We start from the raw sequence: 21,824 nt of genomic DNA, 5'->3' as shown, positions 1-21,824 counted from the left end.
TATTTAGCAGCATCCACCCCCGTCATAATGCCAGGTACTTTCACTAATATGAATGGGTTTTTTTAAGGCTGCCAGTGCAGCAGCGGTCTTATCACAAACGGCTAAGGGCTGATTTTGAAGTAAAACATGACCATTTTTGTCGTCGAGATAGGGTTCACCTCCATAATAAATCGCCGTTTTTCCCGTGAACACACAAGGGCCATCTTCGGGCATAGGATCTTTAATGGCGGCTATTTCGATAGATTCAATATGGATTAATTCCTCGGTGGGATAGTGATTGGGGGAGAGTATTCGGTATGATTTTCGAGCCCGAATCTCAATGGTGCCAAAACCGGCATCAGTTAAAACTTTTACATAGTCTTTAATAGGAATACTTCCGCTCAGGCAAAGTGCCCGAAGCCTGTCGTCGTTACGCAAGGTTTCGTTCATTGGTTGTTCGCATACCGGATCACTCATAACAAGTCTTCCATGTGGCTTTAAAACCCGGTACATTTCTGCAACTGCTTTTTTCAGATCTTCAAGCTTAAAGATATTAAACAGGCAATTCTGTGCGGCCACATCGATGCTTTCACTTTCGATGGGCAAATTGAGGGCATCGCCTTTTAACAGCTTGACGAACTCGCTCCTAAACCAGGGGTTTTCCTCTTCAGCAATTTTAAAATTTCTATTACAGGCAGAAAGCATTTCATCTACTACATCCACCCCGGTAACACCCCCTTTTTGCCTTGAGAAATAAGCAAATTGAAGGAGTTCCATTCCTCCGCCTACACCAACATAAAGGACTTTCGGGTCATTTACAAGATCTGAAGCCGAAACGGTACTGCCACAGCCGTAATTCATTTCCTGCATGATAGTCGGGATGGACAAGCCCGGGAGTTGCCATACGGGGTTGGTTGTACAGCACAGCCCCACATCCGGGGTTAATGCAGCCTGTTTGTAAAGATCATTGGTCGCCTCTAAGTAACTCATAACAATTTTATTAATTCGGTGAATAAAGTAATCATTTTTGGTTCAGTTTTCCCGGCCACTTCAATTATCTCAGCAACATTTACCGGTGCTAAGTTGTCAGGGTCGCATTCATCGGTCAAAACTGATACTGCTATAACAGGTAGTCGTAAATGATTGGCAATAATTACTTCAGGTACTGTACTCATCCCTACGGCGTCGGCCCCGAGAGTTTTTAGCATACGGTATTCGGCCTTGGTTTCAAGCTGAGGGCCCACTACTGCCGCATACACTCCTTTTTGTAATGAGATATCCAACTTCTGTGCTATACTTTCTATTTTCTTTCGCATTTCCGGATCATAGGGTTCACTCATATCCACGAAGCGGTCTCCGAATTCCGCAACATTTTTAAAAGCCAGAGGCGAACCTCCCTGCAGGTTTAAGTGATCTTCGACCAGCATAATATCTCCTTTTTTAAAATTCAGGTTGACCGCTCCTGCGGCATTGGAGATAAAAAGTTTCTTGATACCGAGTTGTCTCATCACCCTGATAGGATAGGTGACATCGAAAAATTCATAGCCTTCATATAAATGGAACCTTCCCTGCATCACCACAACCTTTTTGCCCTCCAGGGTTCCATAGACCAGTTTTCCCGAATGGAATTCAACAGTAGCCAGAGGAAAGAAAGGAATATTGTGGTAGTGTGCTATCAGGGAATCTTCTATTTCATCTACCAATTTCCCCAATCCAGTGCCGAGCACGATTCCAATTTCGGGATTATCAAATCCCTTGCTTTGAAGGTATTCAGTAGATTCGTTTAATTGCTTTTGTGTCATATTTTATTTTTTATAAAGGGCTGGAAGGCAGGAATTTCTTCAATATCTTCCAGTACATCCACATCGTTTTTCAAAGGTAAGAGGGTAAATGTTTTGTCCTCCAGATCGGCGAGGGTGTCTTTTAGTACTGAGGGGGTACCCCAATTTTTGCCCTCAAAAAGGTCCGGAAAAAAGCGCTTCATACCCAGTAAATAATAACCGCCATCTTCGGCAGGGCCCAGGACGAAATCATCTGTGCTTAAATTTTCAAACGCCTGTTGCAGATCATCAGTACTGAGGTCGTACAAGTCGCTTCCTATAACGATGATACGTTTATAACCGGCTTTAAATCCTGCCTTAAAGGCGTTGGCCATACGCTCACCCAAATCATCTCCCGTTTGTAATTCCTTGTGAAATTTATCCTCATCCCACAGGTCGTTCACCCCAATTTTGTCTGAATAATATACCCATTTACAAACCTTTAGTGGCAAGGTTACTGCGACGGTATGCTGTAAGAGGAAGTTATAGATGGCCAAGGCAGATTCATCTCCGATGGAGGCCGCCAGTCTGGTTTTACACTTCCCTAATTCGGGGTTTCGGGTAAAGATCAGGAGGAGGTTTTGCTGTTTACCCTTCATCGCTGTGATGGTTTTCGGGCTCGTAAACTTTTTCCCCTTTACTGAGGAGTAAACCCCAGATTCTATTATAGGCATGAACCTTCCGGGTCTCATTCTCATCAGCATCCACCACCGGATGATCTTCTTCTATCCATTTAAAGATGCCTCCTGACATGTTCTTTACATTTTTATAACCCATTTTCTGGAGTTTCTCCGCGATTTTCCCAGATCGGATGCCTACAGAACAGTAAACTACATAAGTAGCATCCTTATCCGGAAATAGGGAATTAAATTTCCCGGTATCAAAATCTTTATATCCAATATAATGGGCATTGGGCAAATGACTTACTTCAAATTCTTCCTTTTCCCTCGCATCAAGTCGTGTATAGGAAGGATTAACAGCAACCTCAGTAACTGATGCCAGAGGGATGTCCTGGGTTGAAAGCTTTTCGATAATTTTCTCCATTGTTCTCTGGCTGAAAGAAGTAGTTGACATAAGTACGACTCCGGTAAAAAGGATCCCTTTTAGCATATAGACAAAGATAGTATATTGAAGAGGATCGATAAATACGCCCTCACTTTTCCTCCTGAAAAAATTAGTGTATTTTGAAACAAATATTAGCAATATGCCCAGATGTACTACAATACTCCTTTGTTTAATTTTAAGTACTAACATGGGATGTAAGGATTCGAAAGATGTAAAGAAGGAAAGTGAAGCGGAAGGTACTTTTTACACTGAACCTTTCAGACCTCAATATCACTATTCTCCTCCGGAAAAATGGATGAATGATCCCAATGGCCTTGTATATTATAAAGGGATCTATCATTTGTTTTATCAGTATTACCCAGATGATATCGTATGGGGGCCTATGCACTGGGGGCATGCCACTAGCACAGATATGTTACACTGGGAGAATCAACCGATCGCTCTGTATCCTGATAAAAACGGACTCATTTTTTCAGGAAGTGCGGTGATAGATTACGATAATACTTCAGGTCTGGGAACTGCTGATAATCCACCACTTGTTGCTGTTTTTACCTATCATGATATGGAGAAGGAGAAAGCAGGAGGAACCGATTTTCAAACGCAGGGGGTGGCATACAGTCTTGATAATGGGGAGAGTTTTGAGATGTTTGAAGGAAATCCAGTTATTCCCAATACGGAGTTCAGAGATTTCAGGGATCCAAAGGTGTTTTGGGATGAAGGTTCCAGAAAATGGGTGATGGCTTTGGTGGCCGGAGATCATCTGCAACTGTACCGCTCGGATAATTTATTAGACTGGACGTATATGAGTCGGTTTGGCGCAGAACAGGGTGCCCACGGTGGGGTATGGGAATGCCCGGATCTATTCGAATTGCCGGTTGCAGGGACCGATGAGAGCAGGTGGGTTTTGTTGATCAGTATCAATCCCGGAGCGCCCAACGGAGGAAGCGGTACTCAATACTTTATAGGGGATTTCGACGGAACCAGCTTTACTTCCGATCAAGAAGAAGCGCGATGGCTTGATTGGGGGACCGACAATTATGCTGGGGTTACCTACAATAATGTACCAGATGACGATCGTATTTTTATCGGGTGGATGAGTAACTGGACATATGCCAGGGATACACCCACTGAAGTTTGGAGAAGTGCAATGACCCTGCCCAGGAAATTAAGTCTGGAAAGGATAAATGAGGAGTACACTTTATTTAATTATCCAATTTCAGGAATTATAGAGCTCTTAAACGAACAGTCAGGCCTAAGGGTTGAGATTCCACCTAATTCCAGTGAGGCCATCGTTCTCGAAAATGGCAATCAAAGCGCTATTCATTTTGTTAGTCCGTTGACAGATCTTACTGTATCATTTAAGAATGAGGCAGGGGAGGAATTGCTTTTAGAACTAGACAGTGAGGAAAGCCTGCTTGTACTCGATCGTTCAAAAAGCGGCATAGTTGATTTTCAGGAAATGTTTGCCAACATTCAACAGATGCCCCTGGATAATTTGCAGGAAGGAAACTTAGAATTTGATATTTTCCTCGATGCTTCCTCTGTAGAAGTATTCGTAAATAAGGGACAATTTGTAATGACCTCCCAATTGTTTCCTACCAAAAGTTTTGACGAATTGATTATCAGGAATGACGGAAACAGTGTTTCAATATATCCTGAACTCAAGACGTATAGTGTAAAAAGAATATGGAAGAATGGAGACTAGGAAATAATCCTTTTGATTTGCTCAATTTGATATTCAGGAGCTTCTTCCCAGCTGATCATCGCATTGATGCATTTGAACTTTTGGAATTTGAATATATCTCTCTCCCTGATAATCCTTTCTTTGATAAGGTTCGCTTTTAACAACCGCGCTCTTTGTGTTCCTTGTAACAGCGGGTGTTTAGGTGTTACCCATTGGTTGCCGTCAAAGAAAACCAGATTTGCATAGGAGGAATCAGTAATTTCTCCATTTCTGCACATGATTATTTCATCCCCTTCCGAATTGTGTAATAGATCCATGATCCATTGCCTGTCCTCAAACTTGTAGGGGTAGTCGGCAGATCCAATGTCTACAAGACTGAAAGTGCTTAGCTTTTTAATATGATAAGGGACAAATTCTACTGAAACTTTTCCTTGCAAATCGTAAACAACCCTGCATTTAAAAAGGTCATTCAGATATTCTTCCGGTACGGAGATGATTTCATCCAGCAGGAAAGGATTAAAGTGGCCAAAATGATTAAAGGTTTTGTTCAAACGAAGTTGATGCTCTTCTAACAGAGGAAACTTGCCATTTTCCAGGCGGATGGACTCAATAAACCGGTACATATACTTTGTCTATCATTTCCTGGTATTCACTTTCTAACGTACTCTGGGCCGTAATCCCTCCGCCACTTTTAAACATTCCATTCTGATCAATATAGCGTATAAGTACACAACTATCCAGGGCTTTGCCGTCAAAGATACCCGCTACACCTGTATAATATCCCCTGGGTAATCCTTCAATTTCCTGGATTAGCTCGCAGGTTTTTGGTTTAGGCGCGCCCGAAATGGAGCCTGCTGGAAGCATCTCCCGCAAAAGATCGCCTATGGCAGTCCTGAATTCAGGCAAGAGTTTACCACGTATTTCAGAACTCACCTGCCCGATCTCCTTTCCTTCAGATCGAAGTACTTCGTAATATCTGTATTTAGTAACCTCCACACTTCTTGCAACTTTGCTGAGATCATTTCTCATCAGGTCAACGATAGTTGCGTGTTCCGCGGCTTCCTTGGCATCAGCCAGAATAAGTTGTTTCGCTTGTGGAATATCCGCGTTGATGGTGCCTTTCATGGGATAGGTGTAAATATATCCGTCATCAATTTTTATAAAAGTCTCCGGACTGAAACTAACAAACTCATTTTCGAGGTAAACGGCGTATTTTGATCTCGATCTGTAGAATACGGTTTTTAGGTCTGTATTCGTTTGAACAGGAGTAGAAACCGTCAGGTTGAGAAGATAACTATTGCCTAGTCTGAGTTCCTTCTGAACAGCTGAAAATTTTTGCTCGTAGGCTTCAATGGATATAGGATGTTTTTGAAAGTCAAAAATTTCTGAGGCCGGAAAATCAATCCGTTTTGTATTCGATCTTCCATTAAAGTCGAACAACACCTCCCTGGGAAGCCTGTCGAGCGTCCAGGCCAAAGGATGTATTTGTTCAAAATCGATTATAAATAAAAAAGGAATGCCTTCCTTCCCCCAGGCATTCATCTTTTCCCATATTGATTTCATCAGCACAATTTGAATTCACAAAGAAAAGAAAAGCAATCTAAGGTTAGAGGATGAGTTGTCAAATATTGATGGCGAAGAACAAATAATTCTTTTAAATTCAGTAAATTAGGGTAATAACCAAAACCACCCTTAAAATGAAAAAGCTATCAATACTTATTATTCTATTCGCTACCATTCACGTCAGTGCTCAGGAGGCGTATTTTACTTCTTATAATTTTATTGTGGAACCCTCCCAGCAAAATACGGTTGTAAAATTGATTTCCGACTATTTCACCGCACATAAAACAGAAGGGGTTACTGTGTCTCTGTGGGAAAACCATTTTAATGATCCGGGGAATAATTTCACCCATATGATTGTCTTTTCCGGTTCTCTTGATGCCATGGGAAATCAGTATTCTAATGATGGGGGAGCAGAGTGGATGTTATTTATGACTCAGATCAACCAGCATATCAAGGATGGTTTTAGTTCATCCATGGGGAGGCGACTGGCCAGCTGGGGGGATATGGAGGCCTCCTATCCTGTTCAGAATTATTATATCGTACAGGTTGAAAATTCAAATGCATTCAGATCGGCCTATGAAAAATACCAATCCTCGGCTGTTCGGAGAGGATGGATGAATATGTATGGTGCATTTACTACAGGCGTAGGACCTGATGGTGGCTCACATTGGATAATAACTGGTCACAAGGATTTTAAAAGCGCCATGGGAGGCTCCAGTGCAGTCCTGACGGAGTCTGAAAAAAAGACAAGAGACAAGGCCTGGAATACTTTTAGAGAAACCAATGGGGGTGCTGATCTGGTCAGATCAGGAACCCGTGTTATGCTAGGCACGTGGTAAATATAAAACCCCTCTCTTGAAGAGGGCTTTTACTTTCAATTAGTAAAGCGATCGTTCCACTTTGTTTTTAACCGGATCAAGCGTTTGAAGGTATTCATAGATTGCCCCGGCCTCCTTTTCCGTAAGCTGGGTGTAGGGCATCATAGGATAACTCAGGGCTGGTTCCCCTTCAATTTGCCCGTACTTTACTGCCAGGATAAATTGTTCCTTTGTCCATTTTCCGATTCCGGTTTCATCATCAGGGGTCAGGTTGGCAGTTAGTTTAACACGGCCTTCGAAATCAAGGGGTTTGTTCCCTCCAGCAAAATAGCCTTCACTTAGTTCTGGTTGTAGAAAATTATTCGTCTTAAAATCTGCAGAGTGACAGGAAAAGCAATCGAGGTTATGGGCGAGGTATTTACCCACGGCTATTGTATTGGTTGAATCAGGTAAAGAAATGCTCTTAACAGGCATTGGTAGGGGTTTCCATTCCAGACGACTCAGCATTTTAGTGAGAAAGGATGGTTTTGACGGGGTATCAGGAGTAGGATCAGGGTTTACCAATGGATCATCCGACCTTAAAAAAGCGATAATAGCATTCAGGTCCTCGTCTGCCATCACAGGGAGTTTGGCCATATAAGGCGGACTGTATTGTCCGTCTTTTTTAATTCCAGTTCGCAAGAGGTATAGCAATTCGGCATCCGTCCAGTTGCCAATACCTGCATTTTCGTCCTGGGTGATGTTCTGGGAGTAGATTTCCCCAAATTCCGGCGGGGCATCCAGCATTCTTGTACCTGTTAGCTTTCCTGTGCTTTTATTCATATGACAGTTGGCACATAACATAGTGGTTAGCTTTTTACCGCGCTCTAGGGCCTCAGGGGTAGTTACCGCAGCAAATTCAATTTTCTCAATTTCATAGGTGGGAATATCATTGGCACCGATATAGAGGCCAATAGCGATCAGAACCAAAATGAGGATTCCCATGGTCATACCGAAATACTTTAATATTCTTTTCATTTTTTAGTTTGATTTATATGGTTGTTGCAAGTGTGATTAACGGTTTAAACTTTACTTGGTAAAATCCCGAATTTATCCTTAAAGCTTTTTGTGAAATAGGACATATTGGAATAGCCCACAGAGTATGCAATTTCCGAAACGGTTCCCGCCTTATGTTCGAGCATATGATGCGCCTCATTTAACCGAATTTCAGTGATAAGTTGGTTAGCCGATTTGTTGATCAGGGCTTTTAATTTTCTGTGGAGCTGTGATCGACTAAAACCGACTTCCCGACTGAGGTCTTCTACGGAAAAACCCTCATTATCCAGATTTCCTTTGATAGCCTCAACAACTTTGTGCAGAAATGAATCATCCATAGACGTTAATTTCAAATCCTTGATAAGCAATAAATCTGATGCCTTAAAATGCTCCCAGATCTTTTTTCGCGACTCGATTAGATTCCTCATTTGAAGAAGTAACTCTTTTTCATCAAAGGGTTTGGTTATATAGGCATCCGCACCCTGGGTAAGACCCTCAAGTTTGTTGAGCTGGCCAACTTTGGCAGTAAGCATGATGATGGGTATATGGCTGGTCTTGGTATTGTTTTTAAGGCTATGGCAAAGTTCATATCCATCTTTTCCGGGCATCATCACATCACTGAGGATGATATCAGGTATATGTTCAATGGCCATTCGTTCCCCCTGTAATCCATCCTTTGCCGAGAGCAAGGAGAAACTATCTTCTAGTATATCCTTGATGTAAGACCTCAGGTCTTCATTGTCTTCGACTACGAGAGCCACAGGCTTATCATCTTGTTTTGGAGATTCAAGAAGGTTTGTTTCAAGAGGTTCTTGTATTAACTCAACCTCCGCGTTATTAACTGGATTTTGGTTTCCGGAAACAGGTAAGAGGTTTAGGGCTATAGGGAGTCTTACCGTAAAGGACGTGCCTTTACCCTTGGTGCTCTGAACCCTGATCGTACCATTATGAAGGTCTACCAGTTCCTTGGTTAATGCCAAACCGATGCCGGATCCCTTTTCTTCCGATCCTTCTACCCGGTAAAACCGCTCGAAGATTTTGTGCAACTCATCGGTTTCTATCCCTTCCCCGGTATCCCGAATTTCAATTTTAAGGTAGTTATTATCATTCTGAATAGACACGGAAACTGCACCGCCCATAGGGGTGTATTTAAAAGCATTGGAAAGTAGATTGGTTATAATTTTTTCCAATTTATCCGCATCATACCAGGCCAGAGATAGATCTTCGGGAAAACTGGTACTCAGGCTTATGTTCTTCCGTTCTGCCAGGCTTTCAAATGAATACACCAGGGTACGTAGAAAGCCAATCAGGTTGCCCTGTTCGAGCTGGAGCTGAAGCTGGCCCCCTTCCAGTCTGGAAAGGTCGAGAAGCTGGTCAACTAAAGTTTGTAATCTAAGTGCATTCTTTTTTAGCAGGTGAAAGTCTTTCTTTTCAAGAGCAGTTTTTGGCTCCTCAGGGGAATTCCTTTCGGCCTTATTAAGAGGTCCTAGAATCAGGGTTAGGGGAGTTCTGAATTCATGGCTGAGGTTGGTAAAAAAGCGTGTTTTTATTTCGGCCAGATCTTTTACTCTATTCATTTCATTTCTGGATTCCTGCATGGCGAGTTGCTGTTCCTGTGCAGTTATTGTAAGTTGTTGTTGCCTGTAGGCAATTCCAAAAGAGTAAGCGATGGTCTGAAGCAAAATACCCACTGTGTATGGAGCAAATGAAAGTCTTATATAGCCTTCGGACCAAAGTCCACCTAAAAGTGTAAAAGAGGTAGCTATTATAGCTCCAATTCCAAAATATCGTGCGAACCTATCTCTTTGAAAGGCAAGGATAACAGAAAGGATTAAACCAAAGAATGAATAAAGGATAATGAACTGAAAATGGAAGGAGATGTTCTTGTTCATTACTGCAGGTGTTCCTACAGCAGCCATTAACAGTGACGCTACTATAGCTATGATCATAATAATGGGCAGTGCCAATATAACCTTATCTAATCGGGGGAATTTCCTTTGGGTATTGGCAAACTCCCGTCCAAAGAACCAGAAAGTAAAAAGCATGGAATTGGGAATTAGTAGCCAGACAGAAAAGCGGAGCGAGGGGGCATTGCCCAATAGGTATTCTGCATCCAGGCCGATAGCCATGGCCTGAGTAAGTGTGCAAAGTAACAGCCAAAGGGAAAACCAAAAGAAGATACGCTGACGCAGGTAGAGGAATTGCAGGAAATGGTACAGGAAAATGATAAAGGTTACCCCAAAAACAAAAATGTCGAAGGAAGTATGAAACGCAAATAAGGGATGGTAGTTTTGAAATGCCGGTTTTCTCAGGCTGGGGTTAAAATAAGGAAACCAGCCGAAACTGTTTCCCTGAACCCGTATGTACAGGGTTACTTTCGATTCGGCAGGGATATCTAAATTTACCCTGTTCAGGATCCATTTTTCAGGGATATCCCGCTCTGATTTGGGATAGCCAACTCCAGTCTTTTTATGGTATAGCAGCTCCCCGTTTACGACAGCATAAACATCCACTTTACCATTACTTCGAATCCATGCAATGTCTCGGGGTCTGGGATCTTCTAAGTGCAACTCCCAATCTACTAGTGCATGCTGAGTTTCAAGCTCAATCTTACCCCAATATGTTGTACCAATGTCAAGATTTTTAGGAAAGTTTTCGCGGGGTCTGAACTCTAGGGAAGTATCTCTGAGGATTTGGGTTACCTCATAGCTGCCTTCCTCTTCGGGAAGTACAAATAGATAAGGTTTCAGATCGTGAACCGGATGAATCGTATCCAGCTGATAATATTTCTGATCTTGTGCCTTTGTGGCAAGACTCAGCAGGAATATAAGCAGGAGTATAAACGTATTCGCAACTCTCATTTTTGTCTTGGTCAGGTTATTTTAGTTCGGGCCGTACCTCAGGGATAACAGGCAACGGCCCTCGCTAAAAATAAGGTACTAAAATTTTGTCATTTCCTTTAGAATGATACTATATATCTCTGTACTGGCATCATAGTTTATTGTATATCGCTTCGGATAATATCCTGCTTGCTGCCAGGATGCCGGCTGCCTGATTTCCTGATCTACGGAGGCCTTACTATCCAGGAATTCCCTGGTTACCATAGGCTCCAGGAAATTTATCTGAGCATCGTATTTACCATAGATGAAGGTATGGGTGAAAATGTCTGTTCCTGCAATTTCAGGGGAGAGCAGATCAATAATATGTGCGCCCATTCTCGGTACTCCACCAGGAGTTTCAAGATACATTGGAGGCAGGTAATCTGCAGCTAAAGGCGCATTGAATTGAATACTATCTGTAGGACTGATCAGATTTCTCTCTGCCATCGACATCAAATAAAAGTGTATATCGAAGTGTGGTCGGTCATACACATTCATTGGCTCATGGCCATGCTCATTCCAGTCGAGAGTGACATGGTCATAAGGAGCGACGGAAATCTCAGATGGAAGGTCCAGTACAAACTCATCTGCATGCATACTCCCGGAAGGCAGATTTACAAGGGCACTGGCATTAAATTGTACTCCAATCTCCAGAGGATTTTGGCTGGTGTCGGTTCTAATATAAGTCCACGCTTCTCCATTTCCAACAGGAACCCTGCTGCCAATAAACTCGGTTACTTGAACAGGTTTCTGTACTGGGTTTTCGTCTTTGTCACAGGAAAAGCATAATCCTGCCATTACGAATACTAAAAGTTTTTTTGATGGTTTCATTTTATTGAGGTTTTTGTTTCCTCAAAACTGCTTTTAAATAATAGATAGGAGATAAAATATTAACTCAATAAATAACAATTCTGTGTCATTGGAAAGTGGGTGCAACAATTGTGTTAGAGGGTGCTGGAATAGTATTAATTGATAACAGCATTGCATAGGAATTCCATAAAACCCGTAGGGTAGAAGTAGTTAATTGCTTGAACAAACTCTCCTGAAGAAATCAGGGGTAAATAGTAAATTATTCTGAACTAGTGTAAGGGTTGTAAACAGTCTGTTCCGATTCTGGGGAAGTGAATATATTTTTGATTAAAAGGAATATTTTCTTCACCGGATTCTCTGCAGCATTCATCTCAATTTAATCAATAATCCTGCGCTGAGGATCACATTATCAACCCCTCCATTCCTCGGTTTTATACGGGCATTACTCATATGACGAAGTCCTAGTTTTAGGTTGAGAAACAGATTATCCAGTAGTCCTGAGAGAATTCCAATGGCTATAGAATCAGAAAAAATAAAGCCGGCATCTTGTCTATCCGGAACCCCGGAAACAAAATGCGGTCCAAACGCCAGTTGGAGATATGCATCCAAATTATTTTTTACAATATATTTCCTGAATTGGAGACCACCACTAAGGCCCAGTTCATGACCGTAGTTTTTGGGACCGTGAAAATTGAGTTTGTATTTGGAAAAGCTGAATTGAGGCAATAGAAGGAAATCCAAGCTCCAGGTTCTCTTTTCAAGTAATTGAAAATTATACTGCCCCTGTAACATCAAAACCTCATAGTCGTGTTCCGAATCAATTTGTAGTCCGCCAATTCTTTGATTACCATAACCCACATTCAATCCCACCATCTGGTCAGAAACTGTGAAAATTCTGTATTCCTGGGCACATAAAGAGATGTTTGTGATACATAGTACAAACAATAAAAAGTATGTAAGGTGATTTAGTCGGTTCATTTAGGCACTCGTTAAGTCATATCATAAGTGTAGACAATACGAGTCTCCAGGCAAGCAAGTACGTGATCCAATCAGGGCTAAAATCTTAAGAAAAAAGGCTAAGTAATTGAAAAAGAGTAGGTAATATAAGAAATATTGTGGAATATGGGAGTATAATACTATGAATCCGATTCTTTCGAAAGCGGAATTTAATATCGGATGAAGGTCATGTATTTAAATGATTTAAAACGGCCTCTTTAATTTCGGGATACCTTGTTTGTATCAGCCAGTGGCCCGCATCCAATTCGAGGAAGGTATAGGGGCCTTTGCAATACTGATGACCTTCTGAAACCCCATAGCGACCTATGGCCATGTCCTTGTTTCCCCAAATAAAAAGCGTGGGAACCCTTATTTCTCCAATTTCTTTGGTCTTGGATTTTCCCAAATTGGCCCTGTAGTAATTCAAGGCCGCAGTTAATACTTTTCTCTTTCTAAAAACAGAAAGATAATCATCGAGTTCTTCTTTAGTGCTGGATTTCCAAAGCTTTCTAAACGCCTCAAAATCATTCTTCCTGATTGCGTATTCTGCTATGAACGGAACGACGAGTTTTTTGATGTACCGACTTCGATACTGTTGGTCTTTATCAGTTTGTAGCGCCTTGTAGAATCCTTTTAAATGGGGAACGGAAAGAGCCGTATAACTAATGAGGCTATCCGAAAACGTATAGGCAAGTTGCCACCCTATGACTGCGCCCCAGTCATGTGCAATTAAATGGAATTTACTTTTTCCTAAGGCATTGGCCAAGTCTAATACATCTTTAACCAGTAGTTCAATCTGATAGTTTTTCTTGCCTTTTGGACAGGCATTGATGCTATAGCCTCGCATATTGGGCGCGAGGCAGTAGAATCCTTCGGAGGAGAGATCCGTTATAAGTGATCGCCACATGAATGAGGTTTCGGGGAAGCCATGGAGCAGGACCACCAGATCGTCCTTTTCATTCCCAGCCACCAGACAATCGAATCGTAACTTACCCAGGGCAATTTCTTTTTGTTCAATTTTTGGGCCTTGTGGTTTTTCTATTTCCGACATTTACCTGGGTTTAAGATGGAAGAAACCAATATACATAGCCACAGGAATCACAGATATAATTTTCGGCTTGCTTATTGGCCCAGTCGAGCTTAAAGAAGGTCATCCCTTTGGTATTCATCAGGGTTTTTCGCATCCAGAAAGTATCATTTTCACAGATCGGGCATTTAAGCTCTTTTCCCTTTATAGTTCTTTTTGATGCAATAGGTCGGTCTTTCAATTTTTTTAAATATTTAGTTTGAGTAGCAGGTCTATCCTGCATTTTCATATGCTTCCCTTATCCAGTCTTTAAGTTCTGCATCCACCTCTTCGGGCTTTTCTAATCGAACCCTGTGCGTGCACATGGTGCCGAACGGACCCGAATTTTCAAGTCGGTTTGTAGTAGGTTTACCTTTGATCTTCAGGCCGAGGTCGAGGCGCGATTTGGTTGCGGGACTAACCAGGGCGAATTGTTTTTTTCTGATAAAACTTACGGTTGTCTTTTTTTGTGTGATGGTAACATCATCCCCTAAAGTAGCCACAAACACCTTTAACTTGTCGTAAATGGGCAAGAGGTGTTCCTTCCCTTTATACTGAGTAGATAAAAGGTCGTCAGGGGATGAACCCTGATCCTTGGACAAGTGAACAATAGTGTTTGCAAATCCATGAGTGACACCGTGTTGCTTTTTGAGGAAGGAGACCGCTTCAGAATGTTTTACAAAGGATTTGGCCTTCAGTATTTTTATCCATTCTTCCAGCGATTTGCCTGTCTTTTCAGGCATATTTGCAATCATGGTTTTAAGGGCTGCGTCCATAAGTGAGAGGATATTAAAAAAGTAATTAATCTACAAAACTTCCTCTTTTATAAGGACGGCTGTTTAAAACAAGTTGCCATGGCCTCTTCCAGCGTAGTTCTGTCAATGGTCTTTTTAAGCGTTTTCTTTCCCTTTTCTACAGTAAGCAAATCCAGGTTCACGGACATAAATTTGTAATAAAATGTAAAAATGATGTCCTGTAGTTTCTCAGTACAGGGTAAATCCTTTTTTCCGGATACCACTACAACTACGTGATGAGTGACGAAACGTTGCAAGTAAATTTGATATCCTTTAAAAGGGATCAAATCCAAATGTTGACTTTCACCACCTGTGCTTTTTGATACCCTGGATTCTATGAGATCTAATATTTTGTTTTGAAGTACCACCGTGAGCCTGTTTGTTTCAGAATAACTGGCTCTTAATTCCCCATTTCTTCGATCGATTAAAAATACCTGCTCGATTCGGTTCGACTTTAACTGTTTCTGGAGTTTTTGTTCTTCAGTAGTTGCGCCAAACCTCGATTTAATTTCTTCGCCCTGGAATTTTAGATATCCGAAAGGTCTTAAAAGGGCATCAAGTAAAGCGTGTCTTCTTTTTTTCCGATGAATTTTTAAGAGAGTTCCCATTAAGGGAGAGAGCAATTCAGACATTTTTTCAGGTTCTTCCCGGATATTTTTTTCAAGGGTAGCATAGAACGAAGCACCTATGTTTTTGTCAAGAGCCTGAAGGTGAGCATCCAATTTCTTTTCTATGATCGGATCTACTTTTTCTCTCAACGTCTCCTCATCCTGCAACAATTCTTCAAGGAGCTTCAATCTGGATGAGATGTCTTTCAAAGCCATGTGTTCTTCGGGGAACAATATGTCTTTGAGCATTTCAATCCGGTCTTGTTGCTCTATTTTCTGTTGCATGGTCAACGCTCTGATTTCTTCACTTTATTCCCCATTTCAATCAGAAGATCTCCGAGTTGAGATGCATCCAATTGTTGCTTTTCGATGTTCTCGAATCTGTCTTCAAGTTTGTCCTCCAATTCTGTAATGCGAATATTGATATCAGTGGAAACGTCGTTTACCGCCATCCGCAGGTCTGTTCTCACGGCTTCAATAAGTTCTTCAAGCTGCTTTTTCTTACTGATTATATCCTTTTTAAGTAGCTCAAATTCAGAATCATAGGCCTGTATATTTTCTCCGAAGATGAGGTTTTTGATCAATTCTATTTTGGAAGCAGTTTCCAGATCTTTCTTTTTATTATCGCCCAGGGAAGAGAATTCCTTGTTGGTCATATAGTTTGTATTTAAGTATGTCTGTCGGGTATTCAAGCGGATGAAAAGGCCATTGAACCGAAAGTATCTCAAATATATTAAAAATAATGGGGACCTTGCGAGAGATCATAGCAATTGCTAATTTTAGGAGGCAAAACGAAAAAGTTGACCTATGGTAAAGGGCTTAATGATAATGTTGCTGGTTTTTCTTGTGGTGGCAATCATAGGATGGGTTATGCAATTATTAAGTAAGGCTCCTGAGGAGAAAAAGAAGAAATACCGAAAAAATCTGCTGATTTTCTACGGCCTGTTTTTAATCATACAGGGTTCCGTTACTTTCTATGAAAGCGTTGAATTTGAAGTCCTCTCTATCGTTCAGTTACTTGCAGGAATAGTTTTATTTGGTGCAGTGACCTTTGGGAAGTATGAACAAAACTTGAAATCTGAGGGCTAGAAATCTTATTCTTCAAGACTGAATAATTCTTCCACACTACATTTAAAGATCCTCGCTAATTTTAACCCCAATTCCAGGGATGGAAAATATTTATTGTTTTCGATGGCATTGATGGTTTGTCTGGAAACCTCAAGACGCTGTGCCACATCTTCCTGTGTCATCCCATGTGTAACTCTATGTATTTTGATCGTGTTTTTCATACTTACGATTTATAGTGTTTATAAAGGGAAAACCGCAACTTCAGATTAAAGAAGAGGATGATGGTAAACAGATTAAAGATCAGCACGTTAAAATACATGATGTCATAGATCAGTATGGTGGCAAGAATTACTACGCTGTAATTTACATAGAGGGACCAGATCAGGGAGTCGAGACGGAGTTTGCTAATGAGCTCATCTTCGATTTTTTCCCTGCTGAAACTGTGGATCAATCCCGATATAATGATTAGAACCGTAAAGAGCTCATCCAGGATACTATTTTTCATCCAGCCATTGCCGCTGCTGAACATACTGTCTGTTCCGAACAGGTCGGGAACGGAAACTACAAGAACTTCGTCAAAACCGTCTGTGATCCAGAGGTAAAAACCGATTATCAGGGCGAGGTAAAAGATCCAGCCGGAGATTACTTTTAATCGATTAGGAAAAAGATAATTTTTCATGATTACTGAGATTAGTTAAAACAAATGTATAAAAAATATTACATAATGTAAAAAATATTATACATAAAGTAAAAAATAATAGACTAATTAACAATTCTTTTGCTGCGTTTACTCTCTATAATTACTATTAATCGCCTATATCGATATTGGATTAAGCGTAGATTACACTAGTTGATTCTTTGTGAAGTATTTGTAGAGTGCATAGGCCGAAACCGCTGCCCAAACCCCCTCGAGAATAATAAAGGGAATGTAATTGATAAGGAAGGATGCCAGACAGGCCAGACTAGCCCCGATTAAATTTAATAGGATATAGGAGAGCTGATTCCTGGAAAGTTTACCCGTGATATTCAGGGCAAATGCCAGTAAAATCATCAACACACCAAAAGAACCGATCCAGTCTGCGAAGTTCATAATAACAATATTTGAATTGGGTTAGATATGGTAAAGGTACATCATCAGCAAACAGCTGTATTGGTGATCTCCTTTTCTCTAAAATCAGGGATCACCAAATTTTGGTAAGTATCCATAAATCCTGTGTTCGAGTTGTTAGGAGGAAAAGAAAGTAAATAGTCAGTTTTAAGTAATCTCTGATTTTTGTTCTATATTATCACTACGTTATTTTTTTAAAATTATCTGAATAAATCACAAGCTAATAAATTGTCATGATCTCTATAAAAGTGTTACTAAGAAATATCAATTATACTTTAATCACATTTAGCCTTTTGATTACAATAGCTTGTAATCAGACGGGGGCCAAACGAAGCAACGAATTACCCCGTATTGCCATCGCAGGCTTGGCCATTGAGTCGAGTACCTTTTCTCCGGCACAATCCCAGGTTGATGCTTTTCACGCACGTAGAGGGGATGAGGTTTTTTCATATTATCCCTTTATGCACCAGGATTCAACAACGAGAAAGCGAGCTGAATGGTTTCCTGCATTACGTGGCCATGCCTTACCCGGGGGAATCGTCACCAAAGAAGCTTATGAACAGTTAGTAGGTGAGATGATAGAAAGATTAGAGGAAAATGCCCCATACGATGGATTGTTTTTTGATATCCATGGAGCTATGAGTGTTGTAGGTCTGGACGATCCCGAAGGAGATATGATTAGCCGTATCCGCGAAGCATTGGGAGAAGATATGTTGATTTCCACATCTATGGATTTGCATGGCAATGTAACCGAGCAACTGGCTCAAAAAACCGATTTAATTACGTGTTACCGTATGGCTCCGCACGAAGATGCCATAGAATCAAAAAAGCGCGCTTTGGTTAACTTACTCGATAGAATTGAAAGTGGAAAAGGAAAGCCAAAATACAAAGCCTGGATTCCGGTTCCTATTCTCTTACCCGGAGAGAAAACGAGTACCCGCATCGAACCTGCCAAAAGTTTATACGCAAAAGTACCTCCTTTAGCTAATCAAGAAGGAGTTATTGACGCGGCAATTTGGATTGGTTATGCCTGGGCAGATGCTCCTCGAAATCACGCAGTTGTAATGGTTACCGGCGATGACAAAGAAAAAGTAACTACTGCTGCTGAAGAATTGGCCCAAAGTTTCTGGGCCGTTCGTGAGGAATTTGAATTTGTAGCCCCGGTAGCCACCTTGGAAGAAAGCCTGAATATGGCAATTAAAAGCGAGAAAAAACCTTTTATGATTAGCGACATGGGGGATAATCCAACGGCTGGTGGTGCCGGCGATGTAACATGGACATTAGAGCAGATCCTGGCCCGACCTGAATTTAAAAAGGATGATGGCCCATCTTTAATTTATGCTTCCATTCCAGGACCTGAGTTTATTGAAAAAGCGGTGGACGCAGGAGTAGGCGGTGTAATTAGTGGTAAAGCTGGTGCTGCTGTTGATGCGCGTTATGCTCCACCTGTAGAATTAAGCGGAACCATTGAGGCAATAGAACATGGCGATAAGGATGCCGAGACCGAAGTTGTAGTAAAAGTGGGGAGCGTGCAGGTCATAGTAACCAAGAAGCGCAAACCTTACCATCACGAAACAGATTTTACCCGATTAGGGCTAAATCCGAGAGAATCTGACATAGTGGTGGTTAAAATTGGCTACCTGGTACCCGAGCTTTACAATATGCGTGGAGATTGGATTATGGCCTTAACACCGGGTGGCGTCGATCAGGACCTTCATCGATTAGACTATAAGCATATTAAACGACCTATGTTTCCACTGGATGAGGATATGGAGGATCCTGATTTGTCGGCTAGGTTGATTCCGCTTAGCAATCGAATAAAGATGTGAATCCATTTTATAGATGTGAAATTCTCGTTGATATTCCTTAGCGTCTTAATGAAAAATATCCGTTTGCAATTTTTGGTGTATCGTCTTCTTTATATTCAACTTGAAACCAGTAGGTGTCAGAAGGCAGGTCTCTACCGTTCCATGATCCATTCCATTCTGGCTGATTATCAGTAAGTACGGTAATTAGAACTCCTAATCGGTTAAAGATATAAACAGTCATATCCGTAATGCCGGGGGCTCGGCTTACACTCCAGGTTTCATTGATATTATCCCCATTTGGAGTAAAAAAGCTAGGATACCCAAGGATGACGAAGGTTGTTGTCAGGACCTCGCATCCGCCTTCAAGGGTTATTTCCAAGCGATGAGATCCGGGGAGAACATTTTCAAAAATCGGGGAGGATTGAAATGGGCCACCGTCTAAACTAAAGGAATATATAAAACTTCCACTTGTATTTACAGTCACTTGATAATTACTACCAAATTGTGTTGGCAGCGTACGGATTTCCAGATCTGATGGGGGAGATGCAAGAAGAACCTCCACAGTTTTTGTAAAAATACAACCCGTTCTAAAATCTTCAATCAAGACATCATACCTCCCGATCTGGTCCGTCTCAAGGAAGGGTTCTTCAGCCAAGTTAATGGGTACATCATTGAATAGCCAACTAAAGGAATAGTCGTTTTCAGACAGTCCGGTTTCCAAAAATACCACTTGATTTGAAGTATTCGGACAGATATAATATTCAGACTTCAGGCTGATCTCGGGCTGGGTATAAAAAATAAACGGAATCTCTGCAATGGCAGGACAATCGCTTTCTGCTGAGCTGGCTCGGACAAAAAGGCTGGTACTTTGACCCAGGCTGAGGGTATTTGGAATTGGATTTAGCCCTGATTCGGCATCCTCCTGTGAGCTGTGCCAGGTTAGTTGAAGGTCTAACTGTCCCTCGGTCAGTTGTTCGTTTATTAAGTTGAGGTCTATTTCAGCAGTTCCATTGCCCACCCCACAAGCTAAGACTTCTGAGACAGAGTTTAGAATTGGAGAAGCGATGACCTGTATTGAAAATTCTCCTATGGAATAAGCTCCTGTCTCTGTATCGATTAGTCGGTAGTAAATTAATTCCGGACCTCCTGTACTGTTATATGTTTCAGAATTAAGAGTATTTCGATTGTTGATAGCATCATCTGATGAAGAATAGAACAATAGTCTAAGGCTCTCTCTCCCATTAAATATACTTTCATAACGATCCGACAGACGAAAAGACACCACGCCATCTGAATCCGAATCACAGGCGGTCAAGTCTGAAACCGGAAAGATATCAGGAATTCGATTTACGTAAATTAAAAAACTATCAATTGCGCTATACCCCGTCGTTGGATTCTCCAATCGACAATAAATCGGTTGTGGATTTGTCGTATTGGAATGCATTGGATCGAGTGGATTGAAACCGCTTGAGGCATCCGCTTCATTAGAGTAATAGGTTACCTCAAATTCAAAAGGACTAAGTCCATTAAGAACGGCACCATCGTTCTCAGTCAAATCAAAGATTTCAATTTCATCCCCACTGGGGTCGTCGTTTCTAAAAAGATCCTGCGGTTCACCAGGTTCAATTACAGGGGTAAAGCAACTTACTGAAGCGAACCAGCCCTCATAGGGGTTGGGGACTGACATCATTATGGAGGTAAAAGTAACGGTAAGACATCCTTGAGGATTCCCTTGAGAAGCCTTAACAAGAGTGCGTTCAAAGTCTAAAGCAGTTATGTTATTTATGGTTAGCAAGAGAGGGGCATGAACGGAGTCTCCATCGTAGACTTTTAGAAAATCACCAGCTTTTATATCGGCAGAAATAAAGTCGATTTGAATCCGGTCTCCGTCAGTTTCCGGGCAAAAAGTAAGTATGCCATTTTCATTATTTTCGTAGGGATTAGGACCACCACTGTCGAAAAAGTCAGAACTACATGTTACAAGACTAATTTCGAAGCCCGGACTGTTATTTCGGGGGGGCATGTTGATAGTTTCAGCCTGTCCGAAGAGGGAGGCAGCGTTGAACACTAGTAATATAAGGCAGCATCTAGAAATCAAACCTATTCAGATATTAGTAAAAAAGGACTAGACTTTAGTATTTAAATTTAGTAGAAGTAAAAGATACATACAAAACCTTATTCTACATCTCGATTGCTTTGAAATTCAAGAATAGTAGCTAAACAGTTGCCGTGGATACGCTAAAACACTGCAAACCTGCAGAAAGGGGCCTTAATTGTTTTATTTCCTTGACATGTGGCAGGATTGATGTACTCCTAAAGTCCCTCTCCTGAAAATACTGCAAAGCTCATTGCCTTGCGGCAATGCTTTTTCCAATCGTAAAATATGTTGGAGGTAATGAATCCAGGATTAACTCGCTCCACTCATTGATCCTATGTTTTATCCAGGATTGCCCGAAGTGCGCTTTGCACTACTTCGGGCTTCCTTTGGTTCCTCACCTGAAAACCTGCCTGCCTATTGGCAGGTACCAAAGCTCATTGCCTGGCGGCAATGCTTTTTCCAATCGTAAAATATGTTGGAGTTAATGGATCTAGGATTAACTCGCTCCACTCATTGATCCTATGTTTTATCCAGGATTGCCCGAAGTGCGCTCTGCACTACTTCGGGCTTCCTTTGATCCCGCTGCTGAAAATACTGCAAAGCTCATTGCCTTGCGGCAATGCTT

23 protein-coding genes are annotated in these 21,824 nt (G+C 41.4%); 4 read left to right on the top strand and 19 right to left on the bottom strand.

Going from position 1 to position 21,824, the window contains the following annotated elements:
• Window positions 1-3: 3 nt before the first annotated feature.
• The 4 genes from arsM to ACA086_RS00100 are packed head-to-tail and all read right to left on the bottom strand — an operon-like array spanning window position 4 to window position 3,053.
• On the bottom strand, window positions 4-969 hold the full coding sequence (arsM, locus tag ACA086_RS00115; RefSeq protein WP_371001160.1) for an arsenosugar biosynthesis arsenite methyltransferase ArsM: 966 nt from the start codon (window positions 967-969) through the stop codon (window positions 4-6).
• Window positions 966-1,781, bottom strand: coding sequence for a purine-nucleoside phosphorylase (locus tag ACA086_RS00110; protein WP_371001158.1), 816 nt, complete (start codon window positions 1,779-1,781; stop codon window positions 966-968). Before ACA086_RS00110 ends, arsM begins: the two co-directional genes overlap by 4 nt.
• Window positions 1,778-2,398 (bottom strand): TIGR04282 family arsenosugar biosynthesis glycosyltransferase, encoded by a 621-nt coding sequence (locus ACA086_RS00105; protein ID WP_371001157.1) that lies wholly within the window; start codon window positions 2,396-2,398, stop codon window positions 1,778-1,780. Before ACA086_RS00105 ends, ACA086_RS00110 begins: the two co-directional genes overlap by 4 nt.
• Window positions 2,388-3,053, bottom strand: coding sequence for a rhodanese-like domain-containing protein (locus ACA086_RS00100; RefSeq protein WP_371001156.1), 666 nt, complete (start codon window positions 3,051-3,053; stop codon window positions 2,388-2,390). Before ACA086_RS00100 ends, ACA086_RS00105 begins: the two co-directional genes overlap by 11 nt.
• Here ACA086_RS00100 and ACA086_RS00095 point away from each other — a divergent pair.
• Window positions 3,052-4,569 carry a glycoside hydrolase family 32 protein gene (locus tag ACA086_RS00095; RefSeq protein WP_371001154.1) on the top strand — a complete coding sequence of 506 codons (1,518 nt, stop codon included), beginning with the start codon at window positions 3,052-3,054 and terminating at the stop codon, window positions 4,567-4,569. The two genes, ACA086_RS00100 and ACA086_RS00095, sit on opposite strands and share 2 nt — an antisense overlap.
• Here ACA086_RS00095 and ACA086_RS00090 read toward each other — a convergent pair.
• Window positions 4,566-5,171 (bottom strand): aminotransferase class IV, encoded by a 606-nt coding sequence (locus ACA086_RS00090; RefSeq protein WP_371001153.1) that lies wholly within the window; start codon window positions 5,169-5,171, stop codon window positions 4,566-4,568. The genes ACA086_RS00095 and ACA086_RS00090 overlap by 4 nt on opposite strands.
• Complete coding sequence (locus tag ACA086_RS00085; RefSeq protein WP_371001152.1) at window positions 5,155-6,111, bottom strand: aminodeoxychorismate synthase component I; 957 nt, start codon at window positions 6,109-6,111, stop codon at window positions 5,155-5,157. The genes ACA086_RS00090 and ACA086_RS00085 overlap by 17 nt, the downstream gene beginning before the upstream one ends.
• A 134-nt stretch (window positions 6,112-6,245) precedes the next feature.
• On the opposite strand from ACA086_RS00085, the gene ACA086_RS00080 reads away from it, so the two are divergent.
• A complete protein-coding gene (locus tag ACA086_RS00080; protein WP_371001151.1) occupies window positions 6,246-6,950 on the top strand; it encodes a hypothetical protein in 705 nt (234 codons plus the stop codon).
• 39 nt (window positions 6,951-6,989) lie between these two features.
• Here ACA086_RS00080 and ACA086_RS00075 read toward each other — a convergent pair whose 3' ends face one another.
• From ACA086_RS00075 to ACA086_RS00035, 9 genes are all read right to left on the bottom strand, one after another.
• Window positions 6,990-7,946, bottom strand: a complete 957-nt coding sequence (locus ACA086_RS00075) for a c-type cytochrome (RefSeq protein ID WP_371001150.1) — start codon at window positions 7,944-7,946, stop codon at window positions 6,990-6,992.
• A 44-nt stretch (window positions 7,947-7,990) separates the two neighbouring features.
• Window positions 7,991-10,825 carry an ATP-binding protein gene (locus ACA086_RS00070; protein ID WP_371001149.1) on the bottom strand — a complete coding sequence of 945 codons (2,835 nt, stop codon included), beginning with the start codon at window positions 10,823-10,825 and terminating at the stop codon, window positions 7,991-7,993.
• Window positions 10,826-10,903: 78 nt separating this feature from the next.
• Entirely contained in the window at window positions 10,904-11,674 is a 771-nt protein-coding gene (locus tag ACA086_RS00065) for a DUF5602 domain-containing protein (protein ID WP_371001147.1), read from the bottom strand.
• A gap of 345 nt (window positions 11,675-12,019) precedes the next feature.
• A complete protein-coding gene (locus ACA086_RS00060) occupies window positions 12,020-12,631 on the bottom strand; it encodes an acyloxyacyl hydrolase (protein ID WP_371001145.1) in 612 nt (203 codons plus the stop codon).
• A 205-nt stretch (window positions 12,632-12,836) separates the two neighbouring features.
• Window positions 12,837-13,700 carry an alpha/beta fold hydrolase gene (locus tag ACA086_RS00055; protein WP_371001144.1) on the bottom strand — a complete coding sequence of 288 codons (864 nt, stop codon included), beginning with the start codon at window positions 13,698-13,700 and terminating at the stop codon, window positions 12,837-12,839.
• A 10-nt stretch (window positions 13,701-13,710) separates the two neighbouring features.
• Entirely contained in the window at window positions 13,711-13,959 is a 249-nt protein-coding gene (locus ACA086_RS00050) for a hypothetical protein (RefSeq protein ID WP_371001143.1), read from the bottom strand.
• Window positions 13,949-14,491: a DUF4287 domain-containing protein gene (locus ACA086_RS00045; protein WP_371001142.1), complete on the bottom strand. Its 543-nt coding sequence runs from the start codon at window positions 14,489-14,491 to the stop codon at window positions 13,949-13,951. The genes ACA086_RS00050 and ACA086_RS00045 overlap by 11 nt, the downstream gene beginning before the upstream one ends.
• Window positions 14,492-14,538: 47 nt before the next feature.
• Window positions 14,539-15,402 (bottom strand): hypothetical protein, encoded by an 864-nt coding sequence (locus ACA086_RS00040; protein ID WP_371001141.1) that lies wholly within the window; start codon window positions 15,400-15,402, stop codon window positions 14,539-14,541.
• Window positions 15,403-15,404: 2 nt separating this feature from the next.
• On the bottom strand, window positions 15,405-15,773 hold the full coding sequence (locus ACA086_RS00035) for a fructose 1,6-bisphosphatase (RefSeq protein ID WP_371001140.1): 369 nt from the start codon (window positions 15,771-15,773) through the stop codon (window positions 15,405-15,407).
• A gap of 151 nt (window positions 15,774-15,924) precedes the next feature.
• Here ACA086_RS00035 and ACA086_RS00030 point away from each other — a divergent pair, with 151 nt between their 5' ends.
• Window positions 15,925-16,206: a hypothetical protein gene (locus tag ACA086_RS00030; RefSeq protein WP_371001139.1), complete on the top strand. Its 282-nt coding sequence runs from the start codon at window positions 15,925-15,927 to the stop codon at window positions 16,204-16,206.
• Window positions 16,207-16,211: 5 nt separating this feature from the next.
• Here the strand turns inward: ACA086_RS00030 and ACA086_RS00025 are convergent, their stop codons facing one another.
• The 3 genes from ACA086_RS00025 to ACA086_RS00015 all read right to left on the bottom strand — a co-directional run bounded on the left by ACA086_RS00025 (window position 16,212) and on the right by ACA086_RS00015 (window position 17,275).
• Window positions 16,212-16,406: a helix-turn-helix transcriptional regulator gene (locus ACA086_RS00025; RefSeq protein ID WP_371001138.1), complete on the bottom strand. Its 195-nt coding sequence runs from the start codon at window positions 16,404-16,406 to the stop codon at window positions 16,212-16,214.
• A 2-nt stretch (window positions 16,407-16,408) separates the two neighbouring features.
• Window positions 16,409-16,864 (bottom strand): hypothetical protein, encoded by a 456-nt coding sequence (locus tag ACA086_RS00020; protein ID WP_371001136.1) that lies wholly within the window; start codon window positions 16,862-16,864, stop codon window positions 16,409-16,411.
• A gap of 162 nt (window positions 16,865-17,026) precedes the next feature.
• Window positions 17,027-17,275 carry a hypothetical protein gene (locus tag ACA086_RS00015; RefSeq protein WP_371001135.1) on the bottom strand — a complete coding sequence of 83 codons (249 nt, stop codon included), beginning with the start codon at window positions 17,273-17,275 and terminating at the stop codon, window positions 17,027-17,029.
• A gap of 251 nt (window positions 17,276-17,526) precedes the next feature.
• On the opposite strand from ACA086_RS00015, the gene ACA086_RS00010 reads away from it, so the two are divergent.
• Window positions 17,527-19,122, top strand: a complete 1,596-nt coding sequence (locus ACA086_RS00010) for a M81 family metallopeptidase (protein WP_371001133.1) — start codon at window positions 17,527-17,529, stop codon at window positions 19,120-19,122.
• A 37-nt stretch (window positions 19,123-19,159) separates the two neighbouring features.
• Here the strand turns inward: ACA086_RS00010 and ACA086_RS00005 are convergent, their stop codons facing one another.
• Window positions 19,160-21,124: a T9SS type B sorting domain-containing protein gene (locus ACA086_RS00005; protein ID WP_371001132.1), complete on the bottom strand. Its 1,965-nt coding sequence runs from the start codon at window positions 21,122-21,124 to the stop codon at window positions 19,160-19,162.
• Window positions 21,125-21,824 lie beyond the last annotated feature (700 nt).

This window comes from Muriicola sp. E247 (assembly GCF_041358175.1).
Taxonomy (GTDB): domain Bacteria; phylum Bacteroidota; class Bacteroidia; order Flavobacteriales; family Flavobacteriaceae; genus Muriicola.
The sequence above is the reverse complement of the archived record's forward strand: the minus strand, read 5'-3'. Positions and strand labels throughout refer to the sequence as shown.